Origin of the sequence: Terrabacter ginsenosidimutans, assembly GCF_039539425.1 — a bacterium.
GTDB lineage: Bacteria > Actinomycetota > Actinomycetes > Actinomycetales > Dermatophilaceae > Terrabacter > Terrabacter ginsenosidimutans.
Genome location: NZ_BAABDC010000003.1, coordinates 132,471 through 149,690, shown reverse-complemented (window position 1 = coordinate 149,690; position 17,220 = coordinate 132,471). Strand labels below are relative to the sequence as shown.

17 protein-coding genes are annotated in these 17,220 nt (G+C 71.0%); 11 read left to right on the top strand and 6 right to left on the bottom strand.

Annotated elements, in window-relative coordinates:
- Window positions 1-7 precede the first annotated feature (7 nt).
- Complete coding sequence (locus ABD831_RS11000) at window positions 8-1,012, bottom strand: Gfo/Idh/MocA family protein (protein WP_344945854.1); 1,005 nt, start codon at window positions 1,010-1,012, stop codon at window positions 8-10.
- A gap of 563 nt (window positions 1,013-1,575) precedes the next feature.
- Here ABD831_RS11000 and ABD831_RS10995 point away from each other — a divergent pair.
- From ABD831_RS10995 to ABD831_RS10970, 6 genes are all read left to right on the top strand, one after another.
- The gene (locus ABD831_RS10995) at window positions 1,576-2,577 is read left to right on the top strand and encodes a substrate-binding domain-containing protein (protein ID WP_344945851.1); all 1,002 of its coding nucleotides are present in this window, start codon (window positions 1,576-1,578) and stop codon (window positions 2,575-2,577) included.
- Between the two features lie 75 nt (window positions 2,578-2,652).
- Window positions 2,653-3,723 carry an ABC transporter permease subunit gene (locus ABD831_RS10990; protein WP_142179426.1) on the top strand — a complete coding sequence of 357 codons (1,071 nt, stop codon included), beginning with the start codon at window positions 2,653-2,655 and terminating at the stop codon, window positions 3,721-3,723.
- A gap of 1 nt (window position 3,724) precedes the next feature.
- The gene (locus tag ABD831_RS10985; RefSeq protein WP_344945847.1) at window positions 3,725-4,540 is read left to right on the top strand and encodes an ATP-binding cassette domain-containing protein; all 816 of its coding nucleotides are present in this window, start codon (window positions 3,725-3,727) and stop codon (window positions 4,538-4,540) included.
- A gap of 13 nt (window positions 4,541-4,553) precedes the next feature.
- A complete protein-coding gene (locus ABD831_RS10980) occupies window positions 4,554-4,967 on the top strand; it encodes a universal stress protein (protein WP_344945844.1) in 414 nt (137 codons plus the stop codon).
- Between the two features lie 63 nt (window positions 4,968-5,030).
- Window positions 5,031-5,771 (top strand): GntR family transcriptional regulator, encoded by a 741-nt coding sequence (locus tag ABD831_RS10975; protein WP_344945841.1) that lies wholly within the window; start codon window positions 5,031-5,033, stop codon window positions 5,769-5,771.
- A 50-nt stretch (window positions 5,772-5,821) separates the two neighbouring features.
- On the top strand, window positions 5,822-6,868 hold the full coding sequence (locus tag ABD831_RS10970; RefSeq protein ID WP_344945838.1) for a Gfo/Idh/MocA family protein: 1,047 nt from the start codon (window positions 5,822-5,824) through the stop codon (window positions 6,866-6,868).
- Window positions 6,869-6,913: 45 nt separating this feature from the next.
- On the opposite strand, the gene serS is transcribed toward ABD831_RS10970, so the two are convergent.
- Together serS and ABD831_RS10960 are read right to left on the bottom strand one after the other, a co-directional pair.
- On the bottom strand, window positions 6,914-8,239 hold the full coding sequence (gene serS, locus ABD831_RS10965; protein WP_344945835.1) for a serine--tRNA ligase: 1,326 nt from the start codon (window positions 8,237-8,239) through the stop codon (window positions 6,914-6,916).
- Between the two features lie 56 nt (window positions 8,240-8,295).
- Window positions 8,296-8,835, bottom strand: coding sequence for a hypothetical protein (locus ABD831_RS10960; protein ID WP_344945832.1), 540 nt, complete (start codon window positions 8,833-8,835; stop codon window positions 8,296-8,298).
- Window positions 8,836-8,901: 66 nt separating this feature from the next.
- Here ABD831_RS10960 and ABD831_RS10955 point away from each other — a divergent pair, with 66 nt between their 5' ends.
- On the top strand, window positions 8,902-10,488 hold the full coding sequence (locus ABD831_RS10955) for a catalase (protein WP_344945829.1): 1,587 nt from the start codon (window positions 8,902-8,904) through the stop codon (window positions 10,486-10,488).
- 85 nt (window positions 10,489-10,573) lie between these two features.
- Here the strand turns inward: ABD831_RS10955 and ABD831_RS10950 are convergent, their stop codons facing one another.
- Window positions 10,574-11,422 (bottom strand): ABC transporter permease, encoded by an 849-nt coding sequence (locus ABD831_RS10950; RefSeq protein ID WP_344945826.1) that lies wholly within the window; start codon window positions 11,420-11,422, stop codon window positions 10,574-10,576.
- Window positions 11,419-12,318, bottom strand: coding sequence for an ABC transporter ATP-binding protein (locus tag ABD831_RS10945; protein ID WP_344945823.1), 900 nt, complete (start codon window positions 12,316-12,318; stop codon window positions 11,419-11,421). Before ABD831_RS10945 ends, ABD831_RS10950 begins: the two co-directional genes overlap by 4 nt.
- 187 nt (window positions 12,319-12,505) lie before the next feature.
- On the opposite strand from ABD831_RS10945, the gene ABD831_RS10940 reads away from it, so the two are divergent.
- From ABD831_RS10940 to ABD831_RS10925, 4 genes are all read left to right on the top strand, one after another.
- On the top strand, window positions 12,506-13,741 hold the full coding sequence (locus tag ABD831_RS10940; protein WP_344945820.1) for a sensor histidine kinase: 1,236 nt from the start codon (window positions 12,506-12,508) through the stop codon (window positions 13,739-13,741).
- A complete protein-coding gene (locus tag ABD831_RS10935) occupies window positions 13,738-14,448 on the top strand; it encodes a response regulator (RefSeq protein WP_344945817.1) in 711 nt (236 codons plus the stop codon). Before ABD831_RS10940 ends, ABD831_RS10935 begins: the two co-directional genes overlap by 4 nt.
- A gap of 166 nt (window positions 14,449-14,614) precedes the next feature.
- Complete coding sequence (locus ABD831_RS10930; protein WP_344945814.1) at window positions 14,615-16,273, top strand: ABC-F family ATP-binding cassette domain-containing protein; 1,659 nt, start codon at window positions 14,615-14,617, stop codon at window positions 16,271-16,273.
- Window positions 16,274-16,308: 35 nt separating this feature from the next.
- Entirely contained in the window at window positions 16,309-16,911 is a 603-nt protein-coding gene (locus ABD831_RS10925) for a hypothetical protein (protein ID WP_344945811.1), read from the top strand.
- Here the strand turns inward: ABD831_RS10925 and ABD831_RS10920 are convergent.
- A complete protein-coding gene (locus tag ABD831_RS10920) occupies window positions 16,901-17,164 on the bottom strand; it encodes a GlsB/YeaQ/YmgE family stress response membrane protein (RefSeq protein WP_142179436.1) in 264 nt (87 codons plus the stop codon). The genes ABD831_RS10925 and ABD831_RS10920 overlap by 11 nt on opposite strands.
- Between the last annotated feature and the right edge of the window lie 56 nt (window positions 17,165-17,220).

Below are 17,220 nucleotides of genomic sequence, written 5' to 3'. Positions count from 1 at the left end.
GTGCCCTTCACAGACCGGGGATCTCGGTGAGGGCGACCGGGCGGTTCTCCCGGCGGGACAGCTCGCAGGCGTCGGCGACGCGGAAGGCCTGGAGCGCGTCGTGGACCGTGCACGGCGAGGCGAGCGTGCCGCGGGCGACGGCGGCGAAGGCCGTCAGCTCGGCGCGGTAGGCCGGCAGGAAGCGCTCCATGAACGACCAGTGGCGTGGGCCGGATGGGTAGGTCGCGCCGGGCTCGGCGGAGGTGACGGCGAGCGAGTCGTCGTAGCCGACGCCGATCGTGCCCTCGCTGCCCAGCACCTCCATGCGCACGTCGTGGCCGGCGCCGTTGTAGCGGGTGGCCGAGAGGTTGACGAGCGTGCCGTCGTCGAGCGTGAGGACGGCCGCGGCGGTGTCGACGTCCCCGGCCTCGGCGAAGAAGGCCGCACCCTTGTTGGAGCCGGTGGCGTAGACCGAGGCGACCTCGCGGCCGGTGACGAACCGGATGATGTCGAAGTCGTGGATCGAGCAGTCGCGGAAGAGGCCGCCGCTCGTCGGGATGTAGGCGGCGTGGGGCGGGGCCTGGTCGTGCGTCTGGGCGCGGATGCTGTGCAGGAAGCCGAGCTCGCCGGCGGCCACGGCCTGCTGGGCGCGCTGGTAGCCGCGGTCGAAGCGCCGCTGGAAGCCGACGTGGACGGGTGTGGAGGTCCGCGCCACGAGCTCGGCCAGGTCGAGCGTCTCCTCGAGCGTGGCGGCGACCGGCTTCTCGCAGAAGGTCGGCACCCCGGCCTCGAGGCCGAGGCGGATGAGGGGCGCGTGGCCCGGCGTGGCGGTCGCGATGACGAAGCCGTCGACGCCCGAGGCGATCAGCTCCGCCGGCGAACCCGTAAAACCGACCTCGAGCTTGTCGGCGACGGCGCGAGCGGCGTCGGCGTCCAGGTCGGCCACGACCACCTCGTCGACGTCGGAGAGGTCGCGGAGGGTCTCGGCGTGGGACGCCCCGATGCGGCCGACTCCGGCCAGTCCGATGCGCATGTGCACACTCCCTTGGGTGATCGCGGTGGGCGGCGGTCCGGTGGGTGGTCGCCGCGTGGTCCGGTCGGCGAGCGTCTCGACGTCGTCGTCCTTCGACAACGATGGTCGTGCTGTTGAGGCCATCGTGTCAAGCAAATGTTAGGACATTCTGATGTTTGATCAATCTCTTGACATGAGGACAGAATCGGGGGCATCCTCCAATCGCTGGCATCGACGCCGGGACCGGACGACATCGACCCCGATGTCCACCGCGACGGAGGAGCCAGCGCGAGCCCGGTGACCACCAGATCGCCGGAGCCCGCCGAGATCCCCGCACACCCTCCGGGCGACGACGTCGCCCCACACCGTCCTCACCGGACGCGACGCAGCCAGACCCTTGAGCCCATGCGCACCACCGGTGCACCGGCCGGGTCGACCTCGACCCGACACCCCTCCAGCCCGCACACCTGACGTGCCAGGCGGCACACGGCATACGGGCACCACCCTGATCGACGGAACCACCGTCACAGAACGTCGCGCCAGTCCGGCGACCGGGAACCGCGACGCAACGAAAGGAATCAACGATGACTCCGACTCGGACTCGCAAGAGACTGACGGCCGCAGCCGGGATGGCCACGGCCGCAGCGCTCGCCCTCGGTGCCTGCAGCGGCGGCGGCGCGCCCAGCACGACGTCGACGGGTGGGGGCGGCGGTGGCGGCGGCAACAGCGGCTACACCTTCGCCATGATCACCCACGAGACGCCGGGCGACACGTTCTGGGACCGCATCAAGGCGGGCGCGCAGCAGGCTGCCAAGGACACCGGCGCCACCCTGAAGTACTCCTCGGACCCTGACGCCAGCAAGCAGGCGGTGCTGATCCAGAACGCGATCGACTCCAAGGTCGACGGCATCGCCACGACCCTGGTGACCCCGGACGCGCTCATCCCCACGATCAAGAAGGCCCAGGCAGCCGGCATCCCGGTCGACACCTTCAACTCGGGGATCGACTTCTTCCAGCAGGCCGGCGCACTGACGCACTTCGCCTCCAACGAGAAGCTGGGTGGTCAGGAGGCCGGCAAGCGCGCGGCCGCCTCTGGTGCCACCAAGATCCTCTGCACCATCCAGCAGACCGGGTCGGTGGCCCTCGAGGACCGCTGCGCCGGGGTCAAGGCGTCCTTCCCGAACACCGAAAACCTGCAGGTCAACGGCGCCGACGACGCCGCCGTCACGACGGCCATCCAGGCCAAGCTCACCGAGGACAAGTCGATCAACTGGGTCATCACCCTCGGCGCGCCGCAGGCCCTCGACACCATCAAGGCCGCGCAGGGCGCCGGGCGGCCAGAGGTCAAGATCGGCACGTTCGACACCAACCCGGACGCGGCTCAGGCGGTCCAGGACGGCAAGATCCAGTGGTTCATCGACCAGCAGCCCTATCTGCAGGGCTACATGGCCATCACGCAGCTCTACCTCTACAAGAAGAACGGCAACGTCCTCGGCGGCGGCCAGGCCGTGCTGACCGGCCCCTCCTTCGTCGACAAGACGAACATCGCCCAGGTCCTTCCCTTCATCAAGCAGAACACCCGCTAACCGCCTCGAGGGAGCCGGGTCCGTTCAGAGCGTTCGGGCGGACCCGGCCCCCCGCCGAACAGCACTGGAGCTGTCATGAGTAGCACCCCCGTCAAGACCGACCCGTCGCCCTCGGCTCCTGCCGAGGCGTCCAACCGGGTCACGCTGGGCTGGTCGAACAGGCTGCTGGCCCGACCCGAGATCGGCGCCCTCGTCGCAGCCGTCGCCATCTTCATCTTCTTCCTCGTCGTCGCACCGGCCTTCCGCAGCCCGGCGTCCTTCTTCACCGTCCTCTACCAGTCCTCGACGATCGGCATCGTGGCCGTCGCGGTCGGCATGCTGATGATCGGCGGCGAGTTCGATCTCTCCGCCGGCGTCCTGGTCACCACGGCCGGGCTCTTCAACGCGATGTTCTGCTACCAGCTCGGCATCAACCTGTGGGTCGGCGCGGTCCTGTCGCTGGTGGTCTGCCTGGCGATCGGCTTCCTCAACGGCTACCTCGTCATGAGGACCGGGATCCCGAGCTTCCTCATCACGTTGGGCACGTTCTTCGTGCTGCAGGGCGCGAACCTCGGCGTGACCAAGCTCGTCACCGGATCGGTCTCCAGCCCGAACATCAACCAGATGGCCGGCTACGACTCGCTCAACTGGATCTTCGCCCACGAGTGGGCGATCGGCTCGGTCACCCTGTCGATCACGGTCATCTGGTGGTTCCTCTTCGTCGGGCTCGCGGCCTACGTGCTGCAGCGCACCAAGATCGGCAACTGGATCTACGCCGTCGGAGGCAACGCCGCCTCGGCCCGCGCGGTCGGTGTGCCCGTCACCCGGGTCAAGGTCGGCCTCTTCATGACCGTCGCCTTCCTCGCCTGGTTCGCCGGCATGCACTACCTGTACAACTACAACACGCTCCAGGCCGGCAACGGCGTGGGCAACGAGTTCCTCTACATCATCGCCGCCGTCGTGGGTGGCACGCTCCTGACCGGCGGGTACGGCAACGCCATCGGCGTGGCCATCGGCGCCTTCATCTTCGGCATGACCAGCCTGTGCATCGTCTACGCCGGGTGGGACCCGAACTGGTTCAAGGCCTTCCTCGGCGTCATGCTCCTGCTCGCCGTCCTGGTCAACCTCTACGTCAAACGACTCTCGACCACCCGGAAGGTGGGTTGACATGACCGACACCCTTCACGACCACGCCGACCCGGAGCTGTACAAGGGCGAGCCGCTCATCGAGATGACCAACATCGGCAAGACGTACGGCGCGGTCCGCGCGCTCAAGGGAATCAACCTGACCGTCAACGCGGGCGAGGTCACCTGCGTCCTCGGCGACAACGGCGCCGGCAAGTCCACCCTCATCAAGATCATCTCCGGGCTCCACCCGCACAACGAGGGCACGATGAAGGTCGACGGCAAGGAGGTCTCGTTCTCGTCACCGCGCGACTCGCTCGGACACGGGATCGCGACCGTCTACCAGGACCTCGCCGTCGTCGACCTCATGGAGGTCTGGCGCAACTTCTTCCTCGGATCCGAGATGGTCTCGGGACGGGGACCCTTCGCGCCGCTGCGGATCAACGACATGAAACGCATCGCCGACGAGGAGCTGCGCAAGATGGGGATCGTCGTCAAGGACATCAACCAGCCCATCGGCACGCTGTCCGGGGGCCAGCGCCAGTGCGTCGCGATCGCCCGCGCCGTCTACTTCGGCGCCCGCGTGCTCATCCTCGACGAGCCGACCGCAGCCCTCGGCGTCAAGCAGTCCGGCGTCGTGCTGAAGTACACCGCTGCCGCTCGGGACGCCGGCCTCGGCGTCGTCTTCATCACGCACAACCCGCACCACGCCTACCTCGTCGGCAACCACTTCGTCATCCTCAAGCTCGGGCAGGCCGTGCTCGACAAGAGGCGGTCCGAGGTCGCCCTCGACGAGCTGACCCGCCAGATGGCCGGCGGGGACGAGCTCACCGAGCTCTCGCACGAGCTGCAGAAGTGAGCGGGGTGACGTCATGAGCGTCGCTGTCGCCCACCACGGCCGCAGCTCGAGCGCCCTCGCGCTGCAGGAGGGAGCCCGCCAGGCGGCCTACCGCGGGACCGACCTCGTGGTCATCCACGTCGTCGAGTCGCTCGACAACGACATCGCGGAGGCCAACAGGGCCGGGATCTCCGATGCCGTCGAGGCGGCCCTGGCCGCCGTGGCGCTGCCGGACGTCCGGTGGGACGTCCGGCTGGTGCCCGGCGGCCGGGACATCGCGGACGTCTCCGAGGCGATCCTGGCGACCGTGCGCGAGCTGGGTCCGGACGTGCTCGTCATCGGGGCCAGGCGCCGCTCCCCCATGGGCAAGGCGTTCCTCGGCAGCGTCGCGCAGAACCTCATCCTCGACGCCGACGTGCCGATCCTCGTCGTCAAGAGCCCTCGGTGACGCCACGGTGTGCTGACATGAACATGTCATTGCATGCGGTGGCGGTGTCGCTAGTCTGCGGCCATGCCCAAGCCCGTTGACGTCCGCATCGACCGCGAGACGCCGGTTCCGCTCTACCACCAGCTCGCAGAGCAGCTCAGCGCGGCGATTGCGAGCGGGCAGCTCCAGCCGGGCGACGCCTTCGAGAACGAGGTCGCCATGGCCGGCCGGCTCGGGCTCTCGCGGCCGACGGTCCGTCGGGCGATCCAGGAGCTCGTCGGGCAGGGCCTGCTGCTGAGGAGGCGTGGTCTCGGCACCACGGTCGCGGGGCGCCAGATCCACCGGCGGGCCGAGCTGACGAGCCTCTACGACGACCTGCGGCGCGAGGGGGCGGGGGACCCTCGCACCGAGGTGTTGACGCACGAGGTGACGACCGACGAGGTCGCCGCGACGGCGCTCGGCCTTCCGGTGGACACCCCACTGCTCAAGCTCGTCCGGCTGCGCCGCGACGGCGACCGCCCGCTCGCGATCCTGCGCAACTGGCTGCCGCCCGCCTACTCCGACATCAGCCGCGAGGACCTCGAGCGCGACGGCCTCTACGCGCTGCTGCGCGCCCGCGGAGGCAAGCCGGTGGTCGCTCACCAGCGCATCGGCGCCCGCCAGCCGTCGGCTGCGGAGCGCAGGCACCTCGACCTCACGCCGTCCCAGCCTGTCCTGACGATGTCGCGCACCGCGTTCGACGCCGTCGGCGGTCCGGTCGAGTACGGCGACCACTGCTACCGCGCGCAGGACTACTCCATCGAGGTCATGCTCGACGAGCGCTGACCGCACCCCCTCGAGTACCCACTTCCCGACACACGCCGAGGAGGTATGCCGTGTCGTCCCTCTCGCTGCCCGACACCCTCCCGGGCCCGCGCCGTCCGTCCCCCTCGTCCGTGCCGAGCCTGCGCTGGGGCGTGCTCGGCACCGGGTGGATCGCCTCACGCTTCGTCGCGTCGCTTCAGGCGTCGACGTCCCAGCAGGTCGCGGCCGTCGGGTCGCGGACGCAGGCCTCGGCCGAGGCGTTCGCGGCGGCGGCCGGGATCGAGCGGGCGCACGGATCGGCGGACGCACTCGTCGGCGACCCGGACGTCGACGTCGTCTACATCGCCACGCCGCACCACCTGCACCGGTCCGGAGCACTGCTCGCCGTCGATGCCGGCAAGCACGTGCTCGTCGAGAAGCCCATCGGTGTCAATGCCGTTGAGGCGCAGGAGATCTCGGCCGCGGCTCTGGCCGCCGGCGTCTTCTGCATGGAGGCGATGTGGACCCTCTTCCTGCCGCGTCTCGACGTCGTGCGCCAGGTGCTGGGCGCCGGCCTTCTCGGTGACGTGCGCACCGTCCTCGCCGACCACGGCGAGCACTTCGACCCGCCGCATCGCATCCTCGACCCGGCCGTGGCGGGCGGGTCGCTGCTCGACCTCGGCACCTACGTGACGACGCTCGCGACGTGGGCGCTCGGGCCGGCGACCCGCGTGCAGGCGTCCGGGGAGATGACGGCCACCGGCGTCAACGGCCAGGCGGCGATGCTGTTGACCCACGCCGGCGACGCGACGAGCGTGCTGCACTCGACGCTGCTCACGCGTACGCCCACGTCCGGGACCATCGCCGGCACGGAGGCGACGCTCACGCTGCCCGGTCCGTTCTTCATGCCCGGCGACGTCGTCGTCACGTCCGCCGACGGGTCACGCTGCGTGACGTGGACCGACCCCGAGCCGATCGGCCACGGCGCGCTCTTCCACTCCGCGCTCGAGGTCGCCCGCTGCATCGGCGAGGGCCGGCTCGAGTCTCCGCTGCACCCGGCGACGTCGGTCCAGGCCAACCTGCGCGTCCTCGACGAGGTCACGAGACAGCTCGGCATCACCTGCTCCCCCACGGCTTGAGGTACGCGGCCGCGCAGTTGCGCGGCGCACACCTCGAACGGGTGGTCAGGTGAGCGGGGTGAGCACGTCCTTGCCGAGGAAGGGACGCAGGGCCTCAGGCACGCGGACCGAGCCGTCGGGCTGCTGGTGGTTCTCGAGGATCGCCACGAGCCAGCGCGTCGTGCCCAGCGTGCCGTTGAGCGTCGCGACGGCGCGGGTGCCCGAGCCGTTCGGGTCGCGCTCGCGCGTGTTGAGTCGGCGCGCCTGGTACGTCGTGCAGTTCGAGGTGGAGGTCAGCTCGCGGTACTTGCCCTGGGTCGGCACCCACGCCTCGCAGTCGAACTTGCGGGCCGCCGGGCCGCCGAGGTCACCGGCCGCGGTGTCGATGATGCGGTAGGGCACCTCGATCTTGGCGAGCATCTCGCGCTCCCACCCCAGCAGGCGCTGGTGCTCGGCCTCGGCGTCCTCGGGACGGCAGTAGCTGAACATCTCGACCTTGTGGAACTGGTGCACGCGGATGATGCCGCGGGTGTCCTTGCCGTGCGACCCGGCCTCGCGGCGGTAGCAGGCCGACCACCCGGCATACCGCTTCGGGCCGTTGCTCAGGTCGATGATCTCGTCGGAGTGGTAGCCGGCGAGGGCGACCTCCGAGGTGCCGGTGAGGTAGAGGTCGTCGGCCTCGAGGCGGTAGACCTCCTCGGCGTGCGCGTCCATGAAGCCGGCGCCGACCATGATCTCGGGTCGCGCGAGCGTCGGCGTGATCATCGGGGTGAAGCCGGCCGCGGTCGCCTGGGCGATGGCCATGTTGAGCAGGGCGAGCTCGAGCAGCGCGCCGACACCGGTGAGGTAGTAGAACCGGGCGCCGCCGACCTTGGCGCCGCGCTCCATGTCGATGGCGCCGAGCTTCTCGCCGAGCGCGAGGTGGTCGAGCGGCTCGAAGCCCTCGGCCGCGAAATCCCTTGGGGTGCCGACGGTCTCGAGCACGACATAGTCGTCCTCACCGCCGACGGGAACGCCGTCGATGATGACGTTGCCGACCTGGCGCAGCAGGCGCTCGAGCTCGGCCCCGGCGTCGTCGGCGTCGCTCTCGAGCGACTTGACCTGCTCGCTCAGCTTGCCGGCGTGCGTGCGCGCCTCGTGCGCCACCTTCTCGAGGTGGTCGGCGTCGGCAGCGCCCGCCTTCTTCGCCTTCTGGAAGGCACCCATCGCGGCACCGACCGACTTGCTGACGGTCTTCTGCTCGGCACGCAGCCTCTCGAACTCACCGAGGGACGATCGACGACGCTCGTCGGCAGCGAGGATCGCGTCCACGATCCCCGGGTCCTCTCCACGGGCCTGTTGCGAGGCGCGGACCCGGTCGGGTTCGTCGCGCACGAGCTTGATGTCGATCACGCGGGTCAGCCTATCGGCGCCCCGCCGCCCCCCACGACCGACTTCCCCGGGCTCGGCTACTCGGGGCGGATGAGGGCGTACGCCGTCACGGCGTCCCCGGGCAGGCCGCGGACGTCGATCTGCACCTTGCCGGCGGGCAGGCCGAGGTGGGCGGTCCGCTGGACCGACCCGTCGCACGGGAAGGGCCGGGAGTAGAGCGGCTCGCCGTGGCCCCACGTGCCGGGCGCCGCGTCGTAGACCGCATAGCTGGTGCCCGTCGACGGGCGACCGGCCGCGCACGCCACCTCGACGGTGTAGGTGCGACCCTCGGCGACCGGCACCCCGGGCACGTTGCGGAAGGCCTTGCCGGCGCCCTGTCTCGTCACGACGACCCGGGCCACCTCTCCCGCAACGCGCCCCGGCACCGTCACGACGGGCGGCGGACCGGGGTCGATGGGCGTCAGGGAGACCTCGGGGGTCGCGACGGAGCCACCGGACACGCGGCCCGTCGGCGACACCACGGTCGGGCCGCCGCTCGTGCACCCCGCGAGGAGGGCGGTCGCGACCATCCCGGCACTCGCCGCGATGACGCCCTGCACGACGCGGCGCTGCCTCATTCCCCGACTCTAGGTCGCCACCGGCCAAGTGGGTATGGGCCATAGACAGACGTCGAAGGAGCAGACATGAGCGAGAGCACGCAGTCACGCGAGTCGATCGAGACGGCACCGAGCAAGGAGGCCGAGCTCGGCTCCCACACCGAGACGGGTGCCCCCGCACCGAGCGACCGCAACTCGCTCACCGTCGGCCCGGACGGCCCGATCCTGCTGCACGACCACCACTTCATCAACCAGATGGCGCACTTCAACCGCGAGCGCATCCCCGAGCGCAACGTGCACGCGAAGGGCTCCGGAGCGTTCGGCACGTTCGAGACGACCGAGGACGTGTCGGCCTACACGAAGGCGGCGCTCTTCCAGCCGGGCGTCAGGACGGAGATGCTCGCGCGCTTCTCGACCGTCGCCGGCGAGCAGGGCAGCCCCGACACGTGGCGCGACCCCCGCGGCTTCGCGCTGAAGTTCTACACGACCGAGGGCAACTACGACCTCGTCGGCAACAACACCCCGGTCTTCTTCATCCGCGACACGATGAAGTTCCCGCACTTCATCCGCAGCCAGAAGCGCCGCGGCGGCTCGGGCCTGCGCGACAACCACATGCAGTGGGACTTCTGGAGCCTCAACCCCGAGTCGGCGCACCAGGTCACCTACCTCATGGGCGACCGCGGCATCCCGAAGACGTTCCGGCACATGAACGGCTACGGCAGCCACACCTTCCTATGGGTCAACGAGGCCGGCGAGAAGCACTGGGTCAAGTACCACTTCCACAGCAACCAGGGCGTCGAGGGACTCACGGGCGCCGAGGCCGAGCGGATCGCCGGCCAGGACGCCGACCACCACCGTCGCGACCTCCACGACGCCATCGAGGCGGGCGACTTCCCGAGCTGGACGCTGTCGATCCAGGCGATGCCCTACGAGGACGCGAAGACCTACCACCTCAACCCATTCGACCTGACGAAGGTGTGGCCGCACAGCGACTACCCGCTCATCACGGTCGGCACGATGACCCTGAACCGCAACCCCGACAACTTCTTCGCCCAGATCGAGCAGGCCGCGTTCGAGCCGTCGGCGATCGTGCCGGGCATCGGCTTCTCCCCCGACAAGATGCTGCTCGGCCGCGTCTTCGCCTACGGCGACACGCACCGCTACCGCATCGGCCCGAACTACCTGCAGCTGCCGGTCAACCGGCCCCGCGTCGCGGACGTCAACACCTACACGCAGGACGGGCCGATGGCCTACGACCACCGCGGTGACGCCCCGGTCTACGCCCCCAACAGCGAGGGCCGCGGCTACGCCGACAACGTCGGCGAGGTCGAGGAGAGCTGGGAGACCGACGGCGCCATGGTGCGCCAGGCCTACACGCTGCGCGAGGACGACGACGACTTCGGCCAGGCGGGTGCGCTCGTGCGCGACGTCTGGGACGACGCGCAGCGCGAGATGTTCACCGAGACCGTCGCCGGCCACCTGCTCGGAGGCGTGAAGTCGCCCGTGCTCGAGCGTGCCTTCGACTACTGGAAGCAGGTCGACGCCGAGACGGGCAAGCAGATCGAGGAGCTCGTGCGGGCCGGCCTCGGCGGGGCCAACCCGGGCGGCGATGCCGACGACGCCAAGGTCGTCACGGAGCCCGTCGTCGAGACGGACACGAACGCCGCGCACTGACGCGGGCCGTCGCCCCAGCACCACGAAGAGGTATGCCGTGTGCCCCCGTCAGGCACACGGCATACCTCTCGTTCGTGGTGAGGTCCTACTTCACCTCGGCACGGGTCAGGCGCCAGATGCCGACGGCGAGGGGCGCGACGACCCAGACGGCGACCGAGGTGCCGAGGTGGGCCCACTGCTCGCCGGTCAGCGATCCCTGGAAGAGCGGGTTCATCGTCTGGTTCATGTCGAGCCACGCGGCGGCGTCGTGCAGCCACGACACCATCGAGCCGAGGATCGACCACGCGGTCGGCAGGACGAAGAAGACGACGACCGCGGCGGGCGTGTTCTTGAAGAGCATGCCGAAGCCGACGCCCTGGGCGATCCCGAGCAGCACGTAGCCGCCGGCCCCGAGGAGCACGAGCGCGTCCGTCGACCAGTCGCCCTCGATGCCCCGGAAGGTGATCGCGGCCTGGTGCGCGATCCCCGCGAGGACGAGCGCGAGCGCGAAGGCGCAGACACCGACGACGAGCGCCGACAGCAGCTTGGCCCAGGCGACTCGGATGCGGCGCGGCTCGAGCCCGAAGGTGACGAGCCCGGTGCGCTGGCTCCACTCGGACGTGACGGCGAGGATGCCGACGACCGGCAGGATGAGCGCCATCGGCATCGTCGTGGCCTGGAGGTACTCACCGAAGGCGTGCTGGCCGCCCTCGTTGAAGAACATGATCGTCAGGGCGATCGCGATGATCGCGCCGATGCCGATGATGAGCCACCGACCGGCACGGGTGTCGAGCATCTTGCGCAGCTCGACGTGGACGAGCCGGCTGAAGGGCACGCCTGTGGTGGGGCGCGGACCGTCGATGCGGCTCGGGACCTTGGCATGGGTCGGCAGGGCCGACTCGGCGTTCTTGGAGACTGCAACCCCGGTGGGCGCGGTCGTCGTCGTGGCGGTCATGCCGCCACCTCCTCTCGGGCGGCGTCGGCCGTGAGGTCGAGGAACATCTCCTCGAGACCCCGGCTGTCGGCGCCGCGCAGCTCGGTCAGGACGATCTGGTGGGCGACGGCGAGGCGGCCGACGACGATCGGCTCGGCCTCGACCTGCAGGCCGCCGGTCGGGGTGCGCTGCGCGACGATCGACTGCGCGGCGAGCGCCGCCATCAGGGCGTCGTCGTCGGTGGAGCGGGTGTAGGTGCCGGCGCCGGCGAGGAGCTCGTCCTTGGTGCCCTGGGCGACGATCCTGCCGTGGCCGATGACGATGATCTCGTCGGCGACGCGCTCGATCTCGTTGAGCAGGTGCGAGCTGAGCAGCACGGTGCCGCCCTCGTTGGCGTAGCCGCGGAGCAGGTCGCGCATCCACCGGATGCCCGCGGGGTCGAGGCCGTTGGCCGGCTCGTCGAGGATGAGGACCTCCGGGTCACCGAGCAGGGCGTGGGCGATGCCGAGGCGCTGGCGCATGCCGAGGGAGTAGTTGCGGACCCGGCGGTTCGCCTCCTTCTCGGTGAGGCCGACGAGCTCGACCATCTCGTCGACGCGGTGCTTGCCGACGCCCATCAGGATCGCGCCGAGGGTCAGCACCTCGCGACCGGTGCGGCCGGCGTGCTGGGCCGAGGCGTCGAGCAGGAGGCCGACGTGGCGGCCCGGGTTCGGCAGGGCGGCATACGGCTTGCCGAGCACCGTGGCCCGGCCCGACGTGGCGGGGGTGAGGCCGGCCATGACGCGCATCGCGGTGGTCTTGCCGGCACCGTTCGGGCCGAGGAAGCCGGTGACGAGGCCCGGCTTGACGTCGAAGGAGACGTCGTCGACGGCCGTGAACGGGCCGTAGCGCTTGGTGAGTCGTTCCACTGTGATCATGGGCTCCACCCTCCCGGGCGAGCGGGTGGTCGCACATCCGTCACAAGCCTGATTCCGACCCCTACCAAGGTCGCATACGACCCTGACCCGAGTCAGGGTCCGTGCTCAGGGTCGCGCCTGCCGGGGGGGTGCAGGAGCAGACCTTGGTCGTATGCCGTCGCGCCGGGTCCGCGCCTAGGCTGGCCGGGTGCCACTGCCCCGGATCGCCCGCACCCGACGGGGTCACGTGTGGGGCGAGACGTGGCGGCTCGGGCTCGCCTTCCTCTTCGGGCTGGCGATCTGGGGCGTCGTGCAGGCGCAGCTCGACCACCGCGGCGTCGCGCCGACGTTCGGCAAGGACTGGCTCCTCGTCGACCTCGCCCTCGGCCTCGGCTCGACCGTCCTGCTGCTGTGGCGTCGCCGGTGGCCGCTCGCCGTGGCGCTCGCGACGACGGTGCTGTCCGGCGTCTCGTCGGTCAGCGTCGGGGCCTCGGTCCTCGCCCTCGTCTCGCTCGCGACCCGGCAGCGCTGGCGTGAGATCGCGGTCGTCCTGGTGCCGTGGATGCTCGCCGGCGTGTCGCACGCCCTCGTCTACCCGACCGAGCCCGAGGCGATCACGCTGCCCAACGTCATCATCGGGCTGCTCAGCTTTGCCGTGAGCGTCGCCATCGGGTGGGCGGTCGGCGAGCGCCGGGCCTTCGTCGCGTCCCTCCACGAGCGGGCCCTGACGGCCGAGCGCGAGCAGTCGATGCGCGTCGTCCAGGCCCAGGTCGCCGAGCGGGCCCGCATCGCGCGCGAGATGCACGACGTCCTCGCGCACCGGATCTCCTTGGTGGCCATGCACTCCGGGGCGCTCGCCTATCGCATCGACCTCGCTCCCGAGCAGGTCGCCGAGACGGCCGAGATCGTCCGCGAGAGCGCCAACCAGGCCCTGACCGAGCTCCGAGCGGTGCTCGGGGTGCTCCGCGACGTGCCCGGTGTGACCGCTCCCCCGGATGGCTCACCCGAGCCGCCCCAACCGACACTGGGCGACCTGGACACCCTCGTCGCCGAGTCCCGGTCCGGCGGAGCGACCGTGCTGCTCGACCGCTCCGGCGACCTCGACGCCGTGCCCGCGCAGGTGTCGCGCAGCGCCTTCCGCATCGTCCAGGAGGGACTGACCAACGCCCGCAAGCACGCCCCCGGCGCGGCGGTGCGCGTCGGGGTCTCGACGTCCGTCGACGGCGGTCTCGACGACGAGGCGGTCCGGATCACGGTGCGCAACAGCGTTCCCCGCGCGCGCACCGACGCAGCGGACGGCATACGCCAGGGCGTCACGGTCGGAGCCGGGCTGGGACTGCTCGGGCTCACCGAACGCGCCGTCCTCGCCGGCGGCGAGCTGACGTACGGTCCCGACCGGACCGGCGACTTCGTGCTCACCGCTCGGCTACCGTGGTCGCGATGACCGGGGAGCAGGGACGCACGCGTGTGGTGGTCGTCGACGACGACGCGCTGGTCCGCGCGGGACTGAGGATGATCCTCGGGGGCGCCGCCGACCTCGACGTCGTCGCCGAGGCCGGTGACGGTCTCGACGCCGAGCGGGTCGTCGACGAGCACCGCCCCGACGTCGTGCTCATGGACATCCGGATGCCCCGCCGCGACGGGCTGGAGACGACGAGATCGCTGCTCTCCGAAGGCGCTCGGGCTCTCCGCGCTGCTCGCGGCGACGACCTCAAGGTCATCGTGCTGACGACCTTCGACGCCGACGACATGGTCGTGCAGGCGCTCCGGGCCGGCGCCCACGGCTTCCTGCTCAAGGACACCGAGCCTCGTCGCCTCGTCGAGGCCGTGCGACTCGTCGCAGCCGGTGAGCCGATCCTCTCCCCCAGCGTCACCGCGACGCTCATGGCGCACGTCGCGACCGGCGGCGGCGCCGTCGACGCGAGCGACCGTCGCCGGTCCGATGCCGAGACGCGCCTCGCCACGCTGACCGACCGCGAGCGCGAGGTCGCCCTCGCCATCGGGCGCGGGCTGTCCAACGCGGACATCTCCCGGGAGCTGTACCTGTCGGTGCCGACCGTCAAGGCGCACGTGTCCCGGGTCCTCGACAAGCTCGGCGCCGACAACCGCGTGCAGATCGCCATCGTCGTCCACGATGCCGCCCTCACCTGACCGGCGCCGCGGCCGCCAAGTGCGAAAAACGCTGGACGTGGCCGGCGGTCACCGCATACCTTCTCTCGCGTGTGGATCTCCTGATGCCTCGAGCCCGCCCGCCGCTGACCAGTCGACGACCGGCTGACGTCACCCGCGGGGCCCTGCCGACCATCAAGGACCCCACATGTCTTCCACCCTCACCATCTCCGGACTCGACGTCGCCTTCGGGGCGCGCACCCTCTTCTCCGGTCTCGACCTGACCCTCGCCGACGGCGACGTGCTCGCCGTCGTCGGCCCCAACGGTTCGGGCAAGTCGACGCTGATGCGCACCATCGTCGGCGAGCTGCCCGTCGAGGCCGGGACGATCCGCCTCGCCCCGCGCGACGCGACGGTCGGCTGGCTCCCGCAGGTCGTGCCCGACCCGTCGGAGACCCTCCTGACGTATGCGCGTCGCCGCACCGGCGTCTCGGCCGCCGACCTCGAGCTCGAGACCGCGTCCGCCGCGATCGCCGCGGGTGACGACGGCAGCGAGGACCGCTATGCCGCGGCGCTCGAGCGGTGGCTGGCGCTCGGGGCCGCCGACCTCGACGAGCGGCTGCCCGAGGTGGCCGCCCGCGTGGGGCTCGACGTCGCGTCCGACCGTCCCCTCGGCACGCTGTCCGGCGGGCAGGCCGCGCGCGCCTGCCTCGTCGCCGTGCTGCTCAGCCAGTACGACGTGCTGCTGCTCGACGAGCCGACGAACGACCTCGACGCGCGGGGGCTCACCCTCATGGCCGACTTCGTCGCCGCGCACGAGGGCCCGATCCTCATCGCGAGCCACGACCGCACCTTCCTCGACGCGGTCGCCACGGGCGTGGTCGAGCTCGACGTCAAGCAGCAGCGCATCGGCCACTACGCCGGTGGCTGGAGCAGCTTCGTCGCGCAGCGCGAGCTGGCCCGCGCCCACGCGTGGGAGGCGTACGAGGGGTATGCAGCCGAGCGGGACTCGCTGCTCGCGCAGTCCCGGCAGCGGCACGACTGGGCCGACCGGGGACGGCGCAACGTCGCGCTCGGCAAGGAACCCGACAAGCACATCCGCGAGAAGCACAAGGCCCGGGCCGACCGCCAGGCGGCGAAGGGCAGCCGGCTCGAACGCGCCGCCGAGCGCCTCGACGCGGTGGAGCAGCCCCGCAAGGAGTGGCAGCTGCGCTACGCCATCACCGAGGGACGACCCTCGGCCGACGTCGTGGCGACCCTGTCCAACGCGGTCGTCGAGCGGCACGGCTTCCGGCTCGGCCCGGTCAGCCTCGTCGTCGGCCGCGGTGACCGCATCGCCCTCGTCGGCGACAACGGCTCGGGCAAGACGACGCTCCTGGGCGCCCTGCTCGGTGACCTGCCGCTCGCGTCCGGTCGCCAGAGCCTCGGGACGCGCGTGGCCATCGGCGTCATCGACCAGCGCCGGCACCTGCTCGACGACGACGCGTCGGTGCTCGACGTGGTGCGACGAGAGCTCGGGACCCACCCGAGGTCGGGGAGCGAGTGGCCGATCGCCGAGGTGCGGACCCTCCTCGCGAAGTTCGGGCTCGGGTCCGAGCACGTGTCACGACCGGCGCGGAGCCTGTCGATGGGCGAGCGCACCCGGGCGCTCATGGCGCTGTTCCAGGGCCGGGAGGTCAACGTCCTCGTGCTCGACGAGCCGACCAACCACCTCGACGTCGACGCCATCGAGCAGCTCGAGGCGGCCGTCGCCGCTTTCGGGGGCACGGTGCTCGTCGTCAGCCACGACGAGAGCCTGCTGGACGGCATACGCCTCACCCACCGGTGGGTCGTCTCCCGCGGACGGGTGCGCATCGACACCCTCTGACGAGGGACGAGGTCCCGTGAGGCACAATCGCGCCGGTGAGTGAACTCAGGGGAGCACAGGCCCGTCGTCTCGTGGCGACCTTCCGGCGCGAGGGGCGTGTGGGGATCAGGTTCAGCCGCTTGATGGTCGGCGTGTACGCCCTGCTCGGGCTCGGACTGCTCGCCTGCGGGGTCGCGCTCTTCGGCATCGGCATCGGCGTCGTCTCCCCCGGCACCGGGACGGCCGAGCGGAGCGACATCGTCATCGGGCTCGTCATGGCCCTCGTCGGCCTCTTCCTCCTCGCCCTGGGCGTCGGGCAGGGCCGTCCCTCCGAGCCGCCGGTCGTCGCCGACGCCGAGGGCGTGCACGTGCAGGGCAAGTGCGTCCCGTGGCCCCTCATCACCGGCTTCGGGACCCACCGTCACTCGGGCCCGGGTCCCAACAGCCACCTGCTTGCGACCGTCCTCGTCGACCAGGACACCGCCGACACCTGGAGGGACGCCCACAGGGGCACCGAAGGCCGCCGGTCTCGGCTCTACGCCCTCGGCTCGGTCGGGACGGACGGGATCGCACTGCCCTTCAACCTCGCCGTGGACGCGAACCAGCTCAGCGAGGCGCTCGAGGCCATCCGCCTCGAGGTGGCCCGCGTCAGCGGGTGACGCTGCGGGTGCGGCTCCAGCGCCACGCCGCGGTGACGACCACGGCTCCGACGATGGAGCCGATGATGCCGCTGGGTCGCAGCTGGATGCCGTCGCCCGCGATGAGGCTCGCGAGCAGGCCACCGACGAACGAGCCGACGAGGCCCGCGACGATCGCCATCGTCCAGTCGATGCTCTTGCCCTCGCGGCCCAGGATGAGCTGGGCGGCGGCGCCGACGAGCATGCCGAAGAGGATCATGCCGATGATGAGCATGGCCCGAGCATAGGACAGCAGCCCCGCCGTGCCGAGGGTTTCGCCGAGGGCACACC